General features: G+C 37.0%; 14 protein-coding genes, 1 other RNA gene and 1 pseudogene. 12 read left to right on the top strand and 4 right to left on the bottom strand.

Features of this window, described 5'->3' with window-relative positions; translation table 11 throughout:
• Positions 1 to 5: 5 nt before the first annotated feature.
• On the top strand, positions 6 to 794 hold the full coding sequence (locus WCP78_RS01930) for a molybdopterin-synthase adenylyltransferase MoeB (protein WP_336278825.1): 789 nt from the start codon (positions 6 to 8) through the stop codon (positions 792 to 794).
• Here WCP78_RS01930 and WCP78_RS01925 read toward each other — a convergent pair.
• The 4 genes from WCP78_RS01925 to WCP78_RS01910 form a co-directional block, all read right to left on the bottom strand.
• The gene (locus WCP78_RS01925; RefSeq protein ID WP_336278824.1) at positions 755 to 2350 is read right to left on the bottom strand and encodes an ABC transporter ATP-binding protein; all 1596 of its coding nucleotides are present in this window, start codon (positions 2348 to 2350) and stop codon (positions 755 to 757) included. The genes WCP78_RS01930 and WCP78_RS01925 overlap by 40 nt on opposite strands.
• Entirely contained in the window at positions 2350 to 3489 is a 1140-nt protein-coding gene (locus WCP78_RS01920; RefSeq protein ID WP_336278823.1) for an ABC transporter permease, read from the bottom strand. Before WCP78_RS01920 ends, WCP78_RS01925 begins: the two co-directional genes overlap by 1 nt.
• On the bottom strand, positions 3489 to 4607 hold the full coding sequence (locus WCP78_RS01915) for a microcin C ABC transporter permease YejB (protein WP_336278822.1): 1119 nt from the start codon (positions 4605 to 4607) through the stop codon (positions 3489 to 3491). The genes WCP78_RS01920 and WCP78_RS01915 overlap by 1 nt, the downstream gene beginning before the upstream one ends.
• 156 nt (positions 4608 to 4763) lie before the next feature.
• The gene (locus WCP78_RS01910) at positions 4764 to 5321 is read right to left on the bottom strand and encodes a c-type cytochrome (protein WP_336278821.1); all 558 of its coding nucleotides are present in this window, start codon (positions 5319 to 5321) and stop codon (positions 4764 to 4766) included.
• 107 nt (positions 5322 to 5428) lie between these two features.
• On the opposite strand from WCP78_RS01910, the gene WCP78_RS01905 reads away from it, so the two are divergent.
• The 11 genes and pseudogenes from WCP78_RS01905 to ybeY all read left to right on the top strand — a co-directional run bounded on the left by WCP78_RS01905 (position 5429) and on the right by ybeY (position 16223).
• Positions 5429 to 6160 carry a 3-deoxy-manno-octulosonate cytidylyltransferase gene (locus tag WCP78_RS01905; RefSeq protein ID WP_336278820.1) on the top strand — a complete coding sequence of 244 codons (732 nt, stop codon included), beginning with the start codon at positions 5429 to 5431 and terminating at the stop codon, positions 6158 to 6160.
• A 24-nt stretch (positions 6161 to 6184) separates the two neighbouring features.
• A pseudogene (locus tag WCP78_RS01900) lies at positions 6185 to 6937 on the top strand (prephenate dehydratase domain-containing protein); the annotation flags it as partial.
• 234 nt (positions 6938 to 7171) lie between these two features.
• Positions 7172 to 7269: signal recognition particle sRNA small type (ffs, locus tag WCP78_RS01895), an RNA gene on the top strand.
• Between the two features lie 229 nt (positions 7270 to 7498).
• Complete coding sequence (locus WCP78_RS01890; RefSeq protein ID WP_336278819.1) at positions 7499 to 9424, top strand: DNA polymerase III subunit gamma/tau; 1926 nt, start codon at positions 7499 to 7501, stop codon at positions 9422 to 9424.
• A 14-nt stretch (positions 9425 to 9438) separates the two neighbouring features.
• Entirely contained in the window at positions 9439 to 9759 is a 321-nt protein-coding gene (locus WCP78_RS01885; protein WP_336278818.1) for a YbaB/EbfC family nucleoid-associated protein, read from the top strand.
• Between the two features lie 36 nt (positions 9760 to 9795).
• Entirely contained in the window at positions 9796 to 10401 is a 606-nt protein-coding gene (recR, locus tag WCP78_RS01880) for a recombination mediator RecR (protein ID WP_336278817.1), read from the top strand.
• 1485 nt (positions 10402 to 11886) lie between these two features.
• Positions 11887 to 12570, top strand: coding sequence for a tRNA (adenosine(37)-N6)-threonylcarbamoyltransferase complex dimerization subunit type 1 TsaB (gene tsaB, locus WCP78_RS01875; protein ID WP_336278816.1), 684 nt, complete (start codon positions 11887 to 11889; stop codon positions 12568 to 12570).
• On the top strand, positions 12570 to 13061 hold the full coding sequence (rimI, locus tag WCP78_RS01870; protein WP_336278815.1) for a ribosomal protein S18-alanine N-acetyltransferase: 492 nt from the start codon (positions 12570 to 12572) through the stop codon (positions 13059 to 13061). Before tsaB ends, rimI begins: the two co-directional genes overlap by 1 nt.
• A gap of 31 nt (positions 13062 to 13092) precedes the next feature.
• Positions 13093 to 14469, top strand: coding sequence for a tRNA (N6-isopentenyl adenosine(37)-C2)-methylthiotransferase MiaB (miaB, locus tag WCP78_RS01865; RefSeq protein WP_336278814.1), 1377 nt, complete (start codon positions 13093 to 13095; stop codon positions 14467 to 14469).
• Between the two features lie 156 nt (positions 14470 to 14625).
• Positions 14626 to 15750 (top strand): PhoH family protein, encoded by a 1125-nt coding sequence (locus WCP78_RS01860; protein ID WP_336278813.1) that lies wholly within the window; start codon positions 14626 to 14628, stop codon positions 15748 to 15750.
• The gene (ybeY, locus tag WCP78_RS01855; protein WP_336278812.1) at positions 15747 to 16223 is read left to right on the top strand and encodes an rRNA maturation RNase YbeY; all 477 of its coding nucleotides are present in this window, start codon (positions 15747 to 15749) and stop codon (positions 16221 to 16223) included. Before WCP78_RS01860 ends, ybeY begins: the two co-directional genes overlap by 4 nt.
• Positions 16224 to 16243: the final 20 nt, after the last annotated feature.

Genomic DNA, 16243 nt, shown 5'->3' with positions numbered 1-16243 from the left:
AACCTATGATACAAGAATCTACTACAAAATTAAGCAATGAGGAAATTGAACGCTACGCACGGCATGTCATTTTGCCTGAAATTGGAGGGATGGGACAACAAAAACTCAAAGCTGCACGAGTTCTTGTCATCGGTGCAGGTGGCCTTGGTGCTCCTGTTCTAACCTATCTAGCTGCAGCAGGCGTTGGCACCCTTGGTATTGTTGATGATGACGTCGTTTCGCTTTCTAATTTACAACGCCAAGTTATTCATAAAACAAGCACAATTAACCAATGCAAAACCGACAGTGCTAAAGCTACTATAAAAGCCATAAACCCTCATGTTACAGTTGAAACACACAGCTTACGTTTAAATAAAAGCAATGTAGATAACTTATTAAACGCCTATCACATCATTGTTGATGGCAGTGATAATTTTACTACACGTTATCTGCTTGCTGATCACGCCGCCCAATGTGTAAAACCTTTAATAAGTGGTGCTGTGGAACGCTTCAATGGCTCACTAACAGTCTTCATGCCTTATAAAGACAATAATCCTCATTATCGCGATTTATTCCCTACTCCTCCAGCTTCTGGCACTATCCCAACATGTGCTGAAGCAGGAATCATTGGCGCTTTACCTGGAGTCATTGGAACACTACAAGCAATGGAAGCTATTAAACTTATCACAAACATTGGTGAACCCTTAGTCGGAAAAATGCTCCTCTATAATGGATTGTCAGCGCAATTTAATATCATTACCTACAAGCGATCAGATTACAATGCGAATGTGGAAGCCATCAAGGCTTGCGTATAAGAATTTTGCGGACAAGAAAAAATACGATTAACAGAACCATATTCAACCATTTCTCCATTGTGCATCACAATCACTTCATGTGCCAGTGCTTTAATAACCTTCAAATTATGACTAATAACCAGATAACCCAAATGATATTTGCGTTGTAAACAGTGTAAAAGGTCAATGATTTGCGCTTGTACACTGACATCAAGAGAAGACGTCGGTTCATCAAGCATAATGAAGCGCGGCTTGAGGATGATTGCACGTGCAAGGGCAATCCTCTGCCTCTGCCCACCAGAAAACTCATGCGGATAACGATGACGGCTAGAAGGATCGAGATCAACTTCACGCAAAGCCTCAATAACGCATTCGTCGCGTTCAGAATAAGAAATCTGTGGTTTATGAATTGATAACCCCTCAGCAATAATTTCACCCACAGACATACGCGGAGAAAGTGAACTTAAAGGATTTTGGAAAACAATCTGAATATAACGACGCAAGGGACGCATCTTCCTAAAAGTAAAATCACTAATATCAATATCATCAAAAATGATTTGACCCTTGGAAGATAACATCCGTATCAGCGCAAGTCCTAGTGTTGTTTTCCCGGATCCAGATTCACCAACAACACCAAGTGTTTGCCCAACGCGAATTGTAATATCTATATCCTGGACAGCCTTTACATAATCTACTGTCTGTCTCAATAAACCTTTTTTAATTGGGAACCAAACACGGATTTTCTTACCTTGCATCAAAATAGGTGCACTGTCATCAGCTTGAAGGGGATGGCCTTTAGGTTCTGCTTCTAACAACTGTTTCGTGTAGGATTGTTGAGGATTTGTGAATAATTCATGTGTTGAACCACTTTCAACGATTTTTCCTTTTCTCATAACATAGACACGATCCGCAATACGGCGTACAAGAGTTAAATCATGGGTAATAAAAAGCATTGACATATTATTGCGTTTTTTAAGCCGCACTAAGAGCTCAAGAATTTTCGCTTGAACGGTCACATCGAGAGCTGTTGTCGGCTCATCAGCAATCAATAACCTTGGGCTATTAGCAAGAGCCATCGCAATCATGACCCGTTGTTGTTGTCCACCTGACAATTGATGAGGAAATGAGCTTAAACGTTTTTGCGGCTCATGAATTTCAACTTGTGTCAATAAATCAATAACACGCGTACGCAATAATTGGTCTGATATGCCTGTATGCATTTTGAGAACTTCACCTATTTGGCGTTCTACATTATGTAAAGGATTAAGAGCAGTCATCGGCTCTTGAAAAATCATAGCAATATCTTTACCACGAACTTTCCGTAAATCTTCTTCTTTTTGCTTTAATAAATCCGTACCGTTAAAGAAAATTTCGCCTGATTGATCCAATCTCTTCAAAAAAGGTAATAACTGCAAAATAGACAGCGCTGTCACCGATTTTCCAGAACCAGATTCCCCCACAAGAGCAATAATTTCCCCTTCTTTAATCTCGAAAGAAATTTGTTCAATGATATATTTTTTTTCTTCCGCTTGACGAAATGCAACTGAAAGATTGCGAACCGAAAGTAAATTTGTCATTATGATATCTTTCGAGGGTCAAAAGCATCTCGCGCAGCTTCCCCAATAAATGCTAGCAATGATAACATAACAGCAATAACAACAAACCCGGTAATACCAATCCAAGGAGCGTTTAAATTAATAGTGGCTTGTCGCATCAATTCACCCAAAGAAGCATACCCAGGAGGAAGACCAAATCCCAAATAATCAAGTGATGTAAGTAATGAAACTCCTGATGTTAATAAAAAAGGCATATAAGTTAGAGCAGCAACCATAGCATTTGGTAATAAGTGTCTTACCATAATAATACCATTAGGGACTCCTAAGGCGCGTGCAGCAGTGACATAAGTAAAATTACGTGCACGCAAAAATTCTGCTCGCACCACACCAACCAATGTTACCCATTGAAAAAGAATCATAACTCCCAGTAATACCCAAAATCCTTGAGCCAAAACCGCTGCCATAATAATAACTAAATAAAGTGATGGTACAGAAGACCATATTTCGATTACGCGCTGAAAGATTAAATCAACCCAACCCCCAAAATAGCCCTGTATAGCTCCTATTATAACACCAATAATGGTGGAAATGACTGTTAAAAAAATACTAAAAATTATCGATACTCGAAAACCATATAAAACTCGTGCAAAGATATCACGTGTCAGATCGTCTGTCCCAAGCCAATTCCACCGACTTATTGTACACTCCGGATCAGCGCTTCCCTGTGTGTAATTGACACAACGTTCCTCTTTACTTTGAATCCAAAAAGGGGGAGCCAACGCTACAGTTTTATTACCTACTATCGTATTATAAGAATAATGCACCAGCGGCCATAATGCCCAACCATGTTTCGCAATCTCACTTTGAATGAAAGGATCACGAAAATCTGCTATAGCTAAATTTCCACCAAACTTTTCATCAGAGTAATCAAAAAAAATAGGGAAAAGAAACTCTCCTTTATAAGAGGCAACAATTGGGCGATCATTTGCAATAAACTCTGCTGAAAAAGAACAAAAACATAAAAATAAAAAAATCCATAATGACCACCAACCACGTCGATTTTGTTTAAAATTGTGCCAACGACGCGCATTCAATGAAGAAAAATATAGGTCTTGCCGCAACTTAGAATTATGTGAGCTATCTTGTCTTGCTTCTTGCATCACAAATCCTTTTTATCAAAATCAATACGTGGATCAATTATCATATAAATGATATCGGAAATAAGGCTGATAATCAGACCAATTAGCGAAAAAATATAAAGGGAAGCAAAAACAACAGAATAGTCACGATTAACAATAGATGTATAACTCAAAAGCCCTATACCATCTAATGAATAGAGCATTTCAATCAATAGCGATCCGCTAAAAAATGATGCCATAAAAGTTGTAGAAAAACTGGCAATAATAATTAAAATTGCATTGCGAAAAACATGACGATACAGAATTGATCGCTCGCTTAAACCCTTAGCTCGTGCTGTGATTACATACTGCTGACGAATTTCTTCTAAAAAACAATTTCTTGTTAACAAAGTCGTTGTAGCAAAAGAAGAAATAATCATTGTCGTTAATGGAAGAATTAAATGGTAAAGGTAATCTAATATTTTACCACCGAGGGATAATTGATCAAAATTATCGGATGTTAAATGGCTTAACGGAAACCAATTTAAAAAAGATCCTCCAGCAAAGAAAACCATTAAAAAAATACCAAAGAGAAAACTTGGAATGGCATAGCCAATAATGATAAAAGCACTTGTCCATATATCAAAGGCTTCCCCCTCTTTAAGAGCTTTACGGATTCCCAGCGGTATAGAAATAGAGTAAGAAATCAGTAATTGCCAAAACCCAAGTGAAAGAGAGACAGGTAAAGCATTCTTAATAAGCTCAATAACTGAACAGCCCTGTATATAAGAATCTCCAAAATCAAAACGTAAATAACGACCTATCATTGTCAAATAACGCTCTAAGGGTGGTTTATCAAACCCAAATTGCTTTTCAAGTTTGGCAATAAATTCTGGATCTAATCCTTGCGCACCCCGATATTTAAAGACTTTAGAAGAAGATTCAACATGAGCGCCATCTAAAATAACATCAGAAGAAAGTCCAAGATCGCTCTCGCCCCCTATTCTTCCTAAAGCATCGCCTCCTGTCCCTTGTAACTGAGCAATGATATTTTCAATAGGCCCACCGGGCGTAAATTGAACAATAATAAACGTTACCGTTAAGATACCAATCAATGTCGGTATCATGAGTAAAAGACGCCGAAAAATATAGGCTGCCATTCTTGACTTTCACCTTCCAGAACAACTGCACCGAATCAATCTTAAGTAATGCATCAATAACGATCACTCATAGAGTGCATAAAGGTTTTTAAATAAAATAATTAAATCTAAATTGCAAATATTATGCTTTCAAAAAATAAGTTCCTATAGCATAATTTAGCCTGGATTGCCTTTTTTATTGCTATTGCTCGTTGGCAAGGTAACTGGATTATCAGACAAACTGCGTAAATAAAGTAAAAGATCAGCTCGATCTTGATTATTTTCAATACCACGAAAAGACATTATTGTCCCTGGAAATACTTCACGCGGAGCTTGCAAAAAACGATCCAAAGTCACAAAATCCCATTTCTGATCAGAATTCTCACGAAACACCCGTGAATAAGGAAAATCTGCTACATTTGCTAAAGGGCGATTAACTATCTCCCAAAGAGATGGACCAACGCGGCGAGAACCATTGCGTTCAGAGGTATGACATATAGCACAATGACGAAAAATTTTACGTCCATTTTCAAGACTTGCCTGTTGAAGACGCTCATTCAATGATAAAGAACTTTCAAGCGTCTGCTGCTTCTCTTTATTATTTGTACCCTTATGAGAATGTGTCACCAATGCAAAATTATTATAAACCATATCACTGATTGTGGAAATTCCCATCCAAATGATCAGCAAAAATAAGCAAGCACAAAAAAAACAAGCGATTATTAAACGATTCATGATAAACTTTAAACATTCGTATTTTCGTGACTGCTTTTAGTTTAAGCTTTTTCCTTAGAATATACAACATTATAAACATATCACACAACAGTATTAGGACTTTTGCGATGACGATTGAACCAATTATTTTCATTCCCTCTCGTATAGGCTCAACTCGATTACCCAAAAAAGCTTTGGCTGAAATTGCTGGAAAACCAATGATTGTTCGCGTTGCTGAACAAGCAAAAAAAGCTGCATTAGGACGTGTTATCGTTGCAACAGATCATAATGATATTGCCAAAGCCGTTACAGCTTACGGACACGAATGTATTATAACAGGCAGCCATCATAAATCTGGATCTGATCGCATTTATGAGGCTTTGACTAAGATTGATCCTGAACGACACTACAATGCCATTTTGAATATACAAGGTGATTTGCCAACGATAACCCCCGATGAAATCATCAGCTCTTTGCGACCTTTAGAAAATAGCTTAACTGATATTGCAACCTTGGGTGCAAAAATAGTTGAGGACGATGAAAAAATAGATCCGAATATCGTAAAAATTATTGGTACACCGCTTTCTCAAAACCGCCTCCGCGCACTCTATTTCACACGCGCAACAGCACCTTATGGAGACGGTTCTTTTTACCATCATATTGGTATATATGCCTATCAACGCAAAGCACTTGAAAAATTTGTAGCTCTCCAACCATCTACACTTGAAAAACGCGAAAGTCTTGAACAATTACGGGCATTAGAATACAATATGCGGATTGATGTAGAAATAATTGACACAATTCCTTTAGGGGTAGATACACAACGTGATCTTGATAAAGTACGTAAAGTTTTAGCATGAAAACAATTCAAAAAAACCAATAAAATCTCTTTTCAAAGAGAATACGGTGCTAATTTTCATATTGCTTGCTCCAATATGTTTCCTAATATGGGCGCCATTCCTTCCTACCACTTTTGAAAACTCACTTAGCTTAGTTGAAAATGGGAAAGCTGATCTTACTATGGTTCTTGTTGAAAACACTCTTTCTGGATGTGTTGCCGATATTCATTACCTTTTACCACAGCCATCTCTCTATATGTTGATGAATACTTTTTACCTATCCGTTTCCAATTAATAATCCTACCTAGCGTTACAGATGAAAAAACTGAAACCGTACACAGAGCCACCCTCACGCTTTCGCACAACGCCGTAAAATCATACTTAACAATGGCTAGAGCTCTGTAATTCCTGCTGATACAGCTAGAGCCATAAAATTTATTAAAAAAATAAGAAGCCTTAACACCTTTGTTCGCCGCAAAACTTCATGATCTTGATATTCTTGAACAAAATGTTGAAGTTAGCCCCCATAATATTACCCGTTTTATTATCCTTTCACGCTCTCAACGGCATGTTTCCAAACCTCAAAACGGTGCAACAATTATCATTGGCCTTCTTTCTCGAGTTTGCAATGTTCCCGCAACCCTTTATAAAGCTATGGGAAAACTTACAACAAATGATATCAATATTGAAAAAACTAGAAAACTACCAAATTGGTGGAAACTTCAACGCAACACAATTTTTCTTCGATATCGAAGACATCCTGAATACTCAATGGCAAGACTCGCCTTGGAACAAGTCTTAACCAAATAAACTTAGTCAAATTATTATCTTCTTATCCCCAATTACTTGGTCAAGTACAAAACTCTTGTTCCCTATCGAAGATATAAAAAATAGAATGTCACTCTCATAAGAATGAGATAAATTCTCAGATATGATACAAAATTAAGTTTTTTAAAAAAATTTGTGATCATTTTTCTCATATTTTTTGCTTCTCAGCTTGATTTTTCATTTTAAATCGACAATATGGGTGTGGGAGGTTGATAATGGACGAACCGCTCGCCAATTGGGTCAGGTCTGGAAAGAAGCAGCCCTAACGAGTTTTGGTACGGGTCATTATATCAACCTCCTATCTTGCTGGATAAATCATATCTTTATTGTTGTTCAGTAGAGTACTTGCGATCTTCCCGGTACAATCTTACATATGCAAATAGCAAGGCTTTAGTTGTCTTTAAGAACATTCTCTGTTCTGCTAAAAATAAATTTATTGAGAAAAAGTCCTTTTATATTTAGAGTGCAATGTAACGTGTGATCTCCGTATTATCAAAATGTACTTAAAAAGCCTCAAAATTGGAATTGTTAATGAAAAATATGCCGGTAGAAATGACCTATCGCGTTCTTGCTCGCAAATATAGGCCTCAAAATTTCTCTGACCTCATTGGTCAAGAGGCAATGGTGCGTACCCTTACTAACGCCTTTCAAACAGGACGTATTGCACAGGCCTGGATTCTCACAGGGATCCGCGGAGTAGGAAAAACCACAACAGCACGCATTTTAGCACGTGCTCTCAACTATAAAACAAAAGATATTGACCAACCAACAACCGTGTTAAGCGAACTTGGTGAACATTGTAAGCAAATTATTGAAGGATGCCATCTTGATGTTATAGAAATGGATGCTGCTTCACATACAGGTATTGATGATATTCGTGAAATTATTGAACAAATACGTTACCGTCCCGTCTCTGCACGTTATAAAGTTTATATTATTGATGAAGTGCACATGCTCTCAACACAAGCATTTAACGGCTTATTGAAAACGCTTGAAGAGCCACCACCGCATGTAAAATTTATTTTTGCAACGACAGAGATTCGAAAAGTTCCTATTACGATCCTTTCACGTTGCCAGCGTTTTGACTTACAACGTATTGAATCAGCAGTTCTGGTAAATCATTTGTATCAAATTGCTAAACGTGAAAATGTAGAAGTGGAAGATAAAGCACTTTTCATGATCGCCCGTGCTGCTGAAGGCTCTGCACGTGATGCATTATCTATTTTTGATCAAGCAATTTCTCATAGCAGTGGCAATGTTAGTGCCATCGCAGTGCGTACAATGTTAGGATTAGCTGATCAAGCACGCATTATTGATCTTTTTGAATTCATTATGAAGGGCGATGTTGTCAATGCATTACGTGAATTACGCAGTCAATATAACGCTGGAGCTCATCCCCTTACTATATTAACAGAATTAGCTGATTTTAATCATCTGGTTACCCGTTTACGTTTTACGCCAGAAATAGCAGAAAATTTTTCGCTTACCGAAGATGAGCGCTTAAGAAGTTTGGATTTTTCACAAAAGCTTTCTGTTCCTATTTTATCCAGAAATTGGCAAATGTTACTTAAAGGCTTGCAGGAAATTAATCAAACAACTCGCCCAATTCAAGCTGCCGAAATGTTATTGATTCGTCTGACTCATACTGCCAATCTTCCAACTCTTGATGAAGCTTTAAAAAAACTTACGCAAGAAAAAGTACCTCTCACGACCGTCTCAAACTTTTCTCATAAAGAATCTACAAATGCCGATAATAAGGCAACATCAACAGGGTCAATTGCAGATTCCCATTCTTCGCAAAGCACTTTAAACACGCCTACACACCAATCAGACTTAAAAGAATCTTCGGAAAATCAATTAACGAGTATCTCACAACCAAAAGATTCACTAAAGATTCAAACTCCTGAAGACATAAACGCTTCTGGAACCACAAAGGCTCTTAGAGCTCCTCAGTCTATTGACATTTCTGAAGATATTATAAATTTACCACATATTTTAACACATACAACAGAGGAAGCTTCTGAGGACAAAAACATAGCTATTAATTCATTGCATGATATTGTTAAATTAGCTGAACAGCATAATGAAATACCTTTTAAACTGTTTGTTAAAGAATTTGTTCGTCCCGTTCTTTTTGAACCAAAGCATATTACTTTGAGACTCACTGAAAATGCTCCACGTTCACTTGCTCGTGATATAGAGAAAATGTTATTTCAGTGGACCGGAAAATGCTGGACTGTATCCTTGGTTAATGAGGGAGGAGGATCAACCTTAAAGGAAGAAAGTGACGCTGCGGAAAAAATTCTTTTTGCCAATGCACAAACAGATCCTAATGTCGCAAAGATCCTCGATTATTTCCCAGAATCAAAAATTACTGATGTTCGTCTCAATAAACAAGAAAACGATCTTGATTTATTGCCAGACGCCTTTAAGAATAAAAGCCTCAACAATAAATAAGGATGCCTACTTCAATGCATAATATGATGAGCATAATGAAAAAAACAAAAGAAATGCAAAAAAAAATGCAACAAATTCAAGAAGAAATAGCTGGTCTGCAAATAACTGGTACTTCTGGAGGCGGGCTCGTCAGTGTTACCTTAAATGGCCAAAATATTATAACAGCAATCAATATTGATCCTTCATTAATTAATCCTGAAGAAGCTGAAATTCTTGAAGATCTGATTATAGCGGCCTATAATGAAGCCAAAGCGAAAATTGAAATGGCTGTAGCCGAAAAAACCAAAAGAATAACAGCTGGATTATCGCTCCCGGGTTTCAACTCTTCACTCTAGTGAATCTGGATATTATTTAATTCTCGGAACAACAATATGGCTAAGCACATTGCAGGACCCGAAATTGAACGTCTCATTCAACTTTTAGCGAGAATACCAGGTCTTGGCCCACGTTCGGCACGCCGTGCCGCTCTTCACCTCATCAAAAAAAAAGAAATATTATTAGAGCCTTTGGGTGCAGCAATACAAACCGCTATAGATAAAGTCGGCATTTGTTGTGTTTGCGGAAATGTAGATACAACTGATCCTTGTTCGATTTGTACAGATCCCCGGCGTGATAATACAACCATTATTGTTGTTGAGGATATTGCTGATCTCTGGGCTCTTGAACGTGCAAGAACTTTGGCAGCGCGTTATCACGTATTAGGCGGACGACTGTCTCCATTAGATGGGATCGGCCCTGATGAACTCAATATTGCTTCTTTAATACAGCGTGTGGCAACAAATTCGATTACAGAGCTTATTTTAGCCGTTAACGCCACCATTGAAGGACAAACAACAGCACATTACATCACTGATCAGCTTTCCAATTTTTCAGTTAAAATTACCCGCCTTGCCCACGGAGTCCCAGTAGGAGGTGAACTGGATTATCTTGATGATGGAACCTTAGCTGCAGCTTTGCAAGCGAGAACAAATTTTTAAAACTATTTTCGCTTAAGGGCTTTCTTGTTTATTATTTTTCTTAATTTATAGAAAGGCATTCAAGAAAAAACTTTTTTCCTACGTGATTTTTATCACAGTATTTAGCATGTTTGCTTATATTCACCTAAGCTTACAGTTTAGATCTATATAGAAACGCGGCTTTTCATAAAAACATGACAAGAAAGCTCTTTGAGTAACTTATAAATACACTATGCATAGGATTTTTACTCTATCCCAAGATCTATAACCCTTTTATATAAACACACTTCTCAAAATTGTTATTGTTTAAAACGCCAGTATTAGAATCCGCACAGTTATTTTAGATAGTTAGAACTCTCTTCTCCTATCATATTTTCATATTACACTTGTCATTTCGCTGTCAGCTAATTCTTTGAACTGCCTTACAAATTCGGTCAATAAAGTTTTCGGAGAGTTATTTAGCTATTGTTTTAATTACTCTTATTCTTAATGCAGATCCTGCAAAAGCAGTAGAATTAATTACTTTGATCGCACTCCTTTAGAAGTTTTGATCATTTTATTTTTATCCTTTTTCCATTAACCTCCGAACTTATCTTTTAGCAAATAAACGTATCTGCTAATATGTTGTTTATGGTTATTCCGTAGCTTTTAGTAACAACCGCACCTATAATACACTTTTATAAGTACTCAAATTGCAAAAATTGCCAAATTGGTACACATGTTGATGTTGGCCGGTATTATTCCATTTGTTAAAATCATTTATCACTAATTAATAAAAACATATTTGTATGTACATATTTTTTACGGTTTGTTATTATCGTGATATTTAAAGCACAGTAAGATAGTTTTATTTTTTCAATGTAGTTTCAAACCCTTCAAAGGATGGCGATATTACAGCAACTCTTGCAACAGTTGGATACAAAATTTTTTCTGTTATTCTACACAAAATTGAATATATTGTATCTTATCTATCGTGAGAATTGCTAAACTTCTCATCAAATTAGTTTCAAATTCATAATGATTTGTAACGACAGAGCATAATATTTAAGCCATTAAGCTATCAAGCAACTGTGCTATTTTTTGCATATAATCAAAATCAAATTTTCACACAAGACCAATGAAAGAAATATGTCATTATTGAAAATAACAGATGTAATCTTATAGCTAGCTCCTTCCAGACTATAATCTTACTAACTAATCGCAATAAAACATCATGAAAATAAAATTAGAATCTACCAGATTAACTAAAGAATATTGTATTTCTACAAAAAATTTGGTCATAGTTTACTGTATTCATTTCTTTCTATAGACAAACACTGATAAGAATAATATGCAAAGATGCATTGAATATTGATTACTTATGATCAAACATTTCAAAAAACGATGTTGCTTATTAAAGTTGAAATTTTCTAAAAATATTTAACATGCACCAACAAAATATAAAGAACTAAAAGCACAATAAACTTTTTGTTTATCGTCATTATTCAATTCAATGAGAGTATTTTTATGCTTATCCTTGCCATAGATACTGCTTCAATTTATTGTGCTGTAGCGCTTGTTCGCGATAAATCTGTTATTGCCCGTATCAACGAACGCATGAATAAAGGACATGCTGAAAAACTCATTGGATACATCACTCAAATAACTGATCAAGCCAATATTACTTTGGATCAAGTAAATCGTATTGCTGTAAATGTTGGACCTGGATCATTTACTGGTATACGTATAGGTGTTGCAACAGCAAGAGCTTTAGCACTAGCGCTAGAAATACCAACTGTCGGAGTTAGCACACTCGAAGCATTAGCAGCACAAATAACCAGTAAAAATATTTTATCTAAAATTACCGTTGTCATTGAAGCTGGTAGGGATATGTTTTTTCATCAAAATTTCAATGGAGATCTCACACCTTTAGGAGAACCTAGCTTAACAACAATTGAAAATATCATTGAAAATTTACCACGACAAACTCAGCTAATTGGCTCAGCAGCTGGTATCATTGCCGACCATATTAAAAGCAATAAAATAAACCTAAAAATAGCGCCAGATCAAATTGTATGTGAAGCAGCTGATATTGTAAGTTATGCTCATCTTGCTGCCAGAAAACAACCGCAAGATCCACCACGTCCGCTCTATTTACGCGATGCTGACGTAAAGCAACAAACTGGTTTTATTTTACCACGCAAAAAGTAATGAACAAATTTTCATTGGCAAAAAAGCATTTTAGGGTTGCTCCACTACAAGAGAATGATAGTGCCCTCATTCAACATATTCATCAGTGTTGTTTTACCCCTGCTTGGGAAAAACAAGCATTTGATAATTTTCTGAAAGATCACTCTATCTTTGGATATAAAGCTTATCTTATTGACAAACCAGAGCAAATTTTAGGCTTTTGCCTGTACCGCCTTATTCTCGATGAAGCAGAAATCATCACAATTGCTGTTCACCCTCATTACCGCCGACAAAGAATTGGTTACTTACTTCTTGATAGTACACTTCATCATCTTCACCATAAACGCGCTATAAAATTATTTTTAGAGGTAGAAGAAACAAATATTTCTGCCTTGAACCTTTATCAACGCTTTGATTTTCAAAAAATTTCCAAACGTCTTGCCTATTACCAGTCAAAAAACAGTCGTATAGATGCAATCATTATGCAAAAAACTTTTCAGCAAACAGATTGAGATTTATGTAAAAAAAGTTTAGATAGGTGCTATGAAACAAACAAATCCTAAAAATCTTCTGTCCACTACTCCTAAGAAAGTTTTTATAAAAACTTATGGATGCCAAATGAATGTTTATGACAGTCAACGGATGACTGATAGCCTTAGTTCACAGGGATATGTCACTACACAAACACCAAATGATGCTGACCTTATTCTTGTTAATACCTGTCATATTCGTGAAAAAGCAGCAGAGAAGCTCTATTCTGACCTTGGTCGCTTGCGGATAATGCGTCAAAAACGCACACCTGATAAACCTTTGACGATCGGTGTAACTGGTTGTGTTGCACAAGCGGAGGGAAATGAAATCTTACGCCGTGCACCAACAGTGGATCTTGTCATTGGTCCGCAAATGTATCACCGCTTGCCAAGCTTGTTAAAACAAGCCGAACAGGGAGAAAAAGTTGTCGAAACCGATTATGCTGTCGAAGATAAGTTTGCTCATTTACCACCTCATAATAAGCGTGCTGTAAGACAACGAGGTGTCAGTGCATTTTTAACAGTACAAGAAGGTTGTGATAAATTTTGTACTTTCTGTGTTGTTCCTTACACGCGAGGTGCTGAAGTATCTCGATCCGTAGAACAAATTACAGAAGAAGCACGACAACTTATTGAAGCTGGCGTTAAAGAAATTACACTTCTTGGACAAAATGTAAATGGTTGGCATGGGCAAAATGCAAACGGGGAAACTTGGCGTCTTGGACACCTTCTTCATCATCTCGCTAAACTTGATGGCTTAAAACGCCTACGCTATACAACAAGTCATCCACGCGATATGGACGATAGCCTTATTGCCGCACACAGAGATCTTGATATATTGATGCCTTACCTGCATCTCCCTGTACAATCGGGTTCAGATCGTATTCTAAAGGCTATGAACCGTCAACATAACGGTGTTCACTATCTTCACCTCATCGAAAAAATTCGTACAGCACGACCTGATATTGCTTTTTCAGGCGATTTTATTGTAGGATTTCCAGGAGAAACAGACGAAGATTTTGAAGAGACCATTACACTTGTTAAGCAAGTGCAATACAGTTCAGCCTACTCTTTTAAATATTCACCTCGACCTGGAACGATTGGTGCAACAATGAAAAATCACATTGACGAAACCGTCAAAGATGCGCGGCTTCAACGTTTACAAGCTTTACTCCTTGAACAACAACATGCGTTTTTGAACTCTAAAATTGGTGAAACGACCCATGTTCTTATCGAAAAGGCTGGTCGTCAACCTGGGCAAATGATAGGTCGCTCACCTTGGCTTTTACCTGTTGTGGTGGATACAGAAGCCTCTACAGGTACCATGATGGCAATTCATATTAAAAATGCAGGGTCAAATAGCTTTGTCGGTGAAACAGCGAATGCATAAATACACTTCTAACGCCTTATTCAAAACATAAATTTTAGAGAATCATTCTTTTTTTTAAAAGTGATTATAACTACAGCTTACGCTCTATGACAAATATATTGCTTTTAAAAGGTTATCTAAAAATTTTACAACGCTCAGTAAATATGGGAGAATAGGTTGGAGACTTCAACCAACAAAGTAAAATACATTAAAGGGGGAATAGGCACTTGCCCTGAAGATGCTAGTATCTTTAAAAAAGCGGGTGTATCGGATGCTAACCATGTTGTTTTTATTTTTGAAAACAATAGATATGCAAAAACAGTATTTGGTAAATTTGACGAAAACCTTGCTTATATTGAGAAAAAACTCGGACTGCGTATTCATCCACGTGGCAATGAAATTTCGATCTGTGGAAAAGTTACTGCCACAAAACGTGCAAAATATGTGTTACAACAGCTTTATGAACTCGCCAAAACACATCAAGAGCTCACTTTATCGGATACAGAAGGAGCAATTGCCATGGCAAATTTGCTACAAGAACAGCAAGAATCGCCAATAACAACTCAGCCTGTAAAAAAACATATACCAGCACAGTTGAGTACTCATAAAAAAATAATTCATGCTCGAACCTTAACCCAAGATACTTACATACGCGCAATGGAGCGTAGTGAACTTGTTTTTGGTGTAGGGCCAGCAGGAACAGGCAAAACATATCTTGCTGTTGCTCATGCTGCAATGCTTCTAGAACGTGGTATCATTGAACGAATTATCCTCTCACGCCCTGCGGTTGAAGCTGGAGAACATCTTGGCTTTCTACCCGGTGACCTTAAAGAAAAAGTCGATCCATATTTACGACCACTTTATGATGCCATCTATGACATGATGCCAATAGAGAAAGTAGAACGCATTTTAGCTTCTGGGATCATGGAAATTGCTCCTCTTGCTTTTATGCGTGGACGAACACTTTCCCATGCAGCTGTCATTCTTGATGAGGCACAGAATACTACACCCATGCAGATGAAAATGTTTCTCACACGCCTTGGAGAAGGAACACGAATGATCGTCACGGGAGATGTAAGTCAAATTGATTTGCCTGCAGGAAAGAAATCAGGTCTAATCGAAGCAATGCGCATTCTTGCAAACATAGAGAATATTGCAATCGTCCGTTTTGACGAAAAAGATGTTGTTCGTCATCCCCTTGTTGCTGCTATTGTCCGTGCTTATGATCACGATTCTAATGTACAAAACCCAAAATGCCATTCTCATACATCTCATCAAAAAAACGTCTTCTATTCATCATGATTACTATTGATATCACTGTTAAAAGCTCTGGATGGTGTGATAAGAAAATACTTTATAATATCACTGAAAAAGCATTGACCGCTACAATGCACCATCTTTCATTAGACAATATTATCAGCGAAATTAGTCTGCTTTTTACTGACGACAAACATATGGCACAAATTAATGAACAGTGGCGCAATAAAAACGAGTCCACTAATGTTTTATCCTTTCCTGCATTTCCGCTTAAAGCTGGGCATCCTCCTGGATCCATGCTTGGTGACATTATTATTGCGAGAGAAACTGTTATGCTTGAAGCAACAAAAGAAGGAAAATCATTTCATGATCACTTGACGCATATGATTATTCATGGTGTCCTTCACCTTCTTGGTTATGATCATGAAACAAACTATGAAGCTTTCCAAATGGAAGAGCTCGAAAGAGAAATCCTTAGCAAGCTTTCCATAAAAGATCCTTATGCTGAATTGTCTTAAAAATGATAAAAATTAGCTTT

It is taken from the genome of Bartonella occidentalis (assembly GCF_037070875.1).
Classification (GTDB): domain Bacteria; phylum Pseudomonadota; class Alphaproteobacteria; order Rhizobiales; family Rhizobiaceae; genus Bartonella.
The sequence above is the reverse complement of the archived record's forward strand: the minus strand, read 5'-3'. Positions and strand labels throughout refer to the sequence as shown.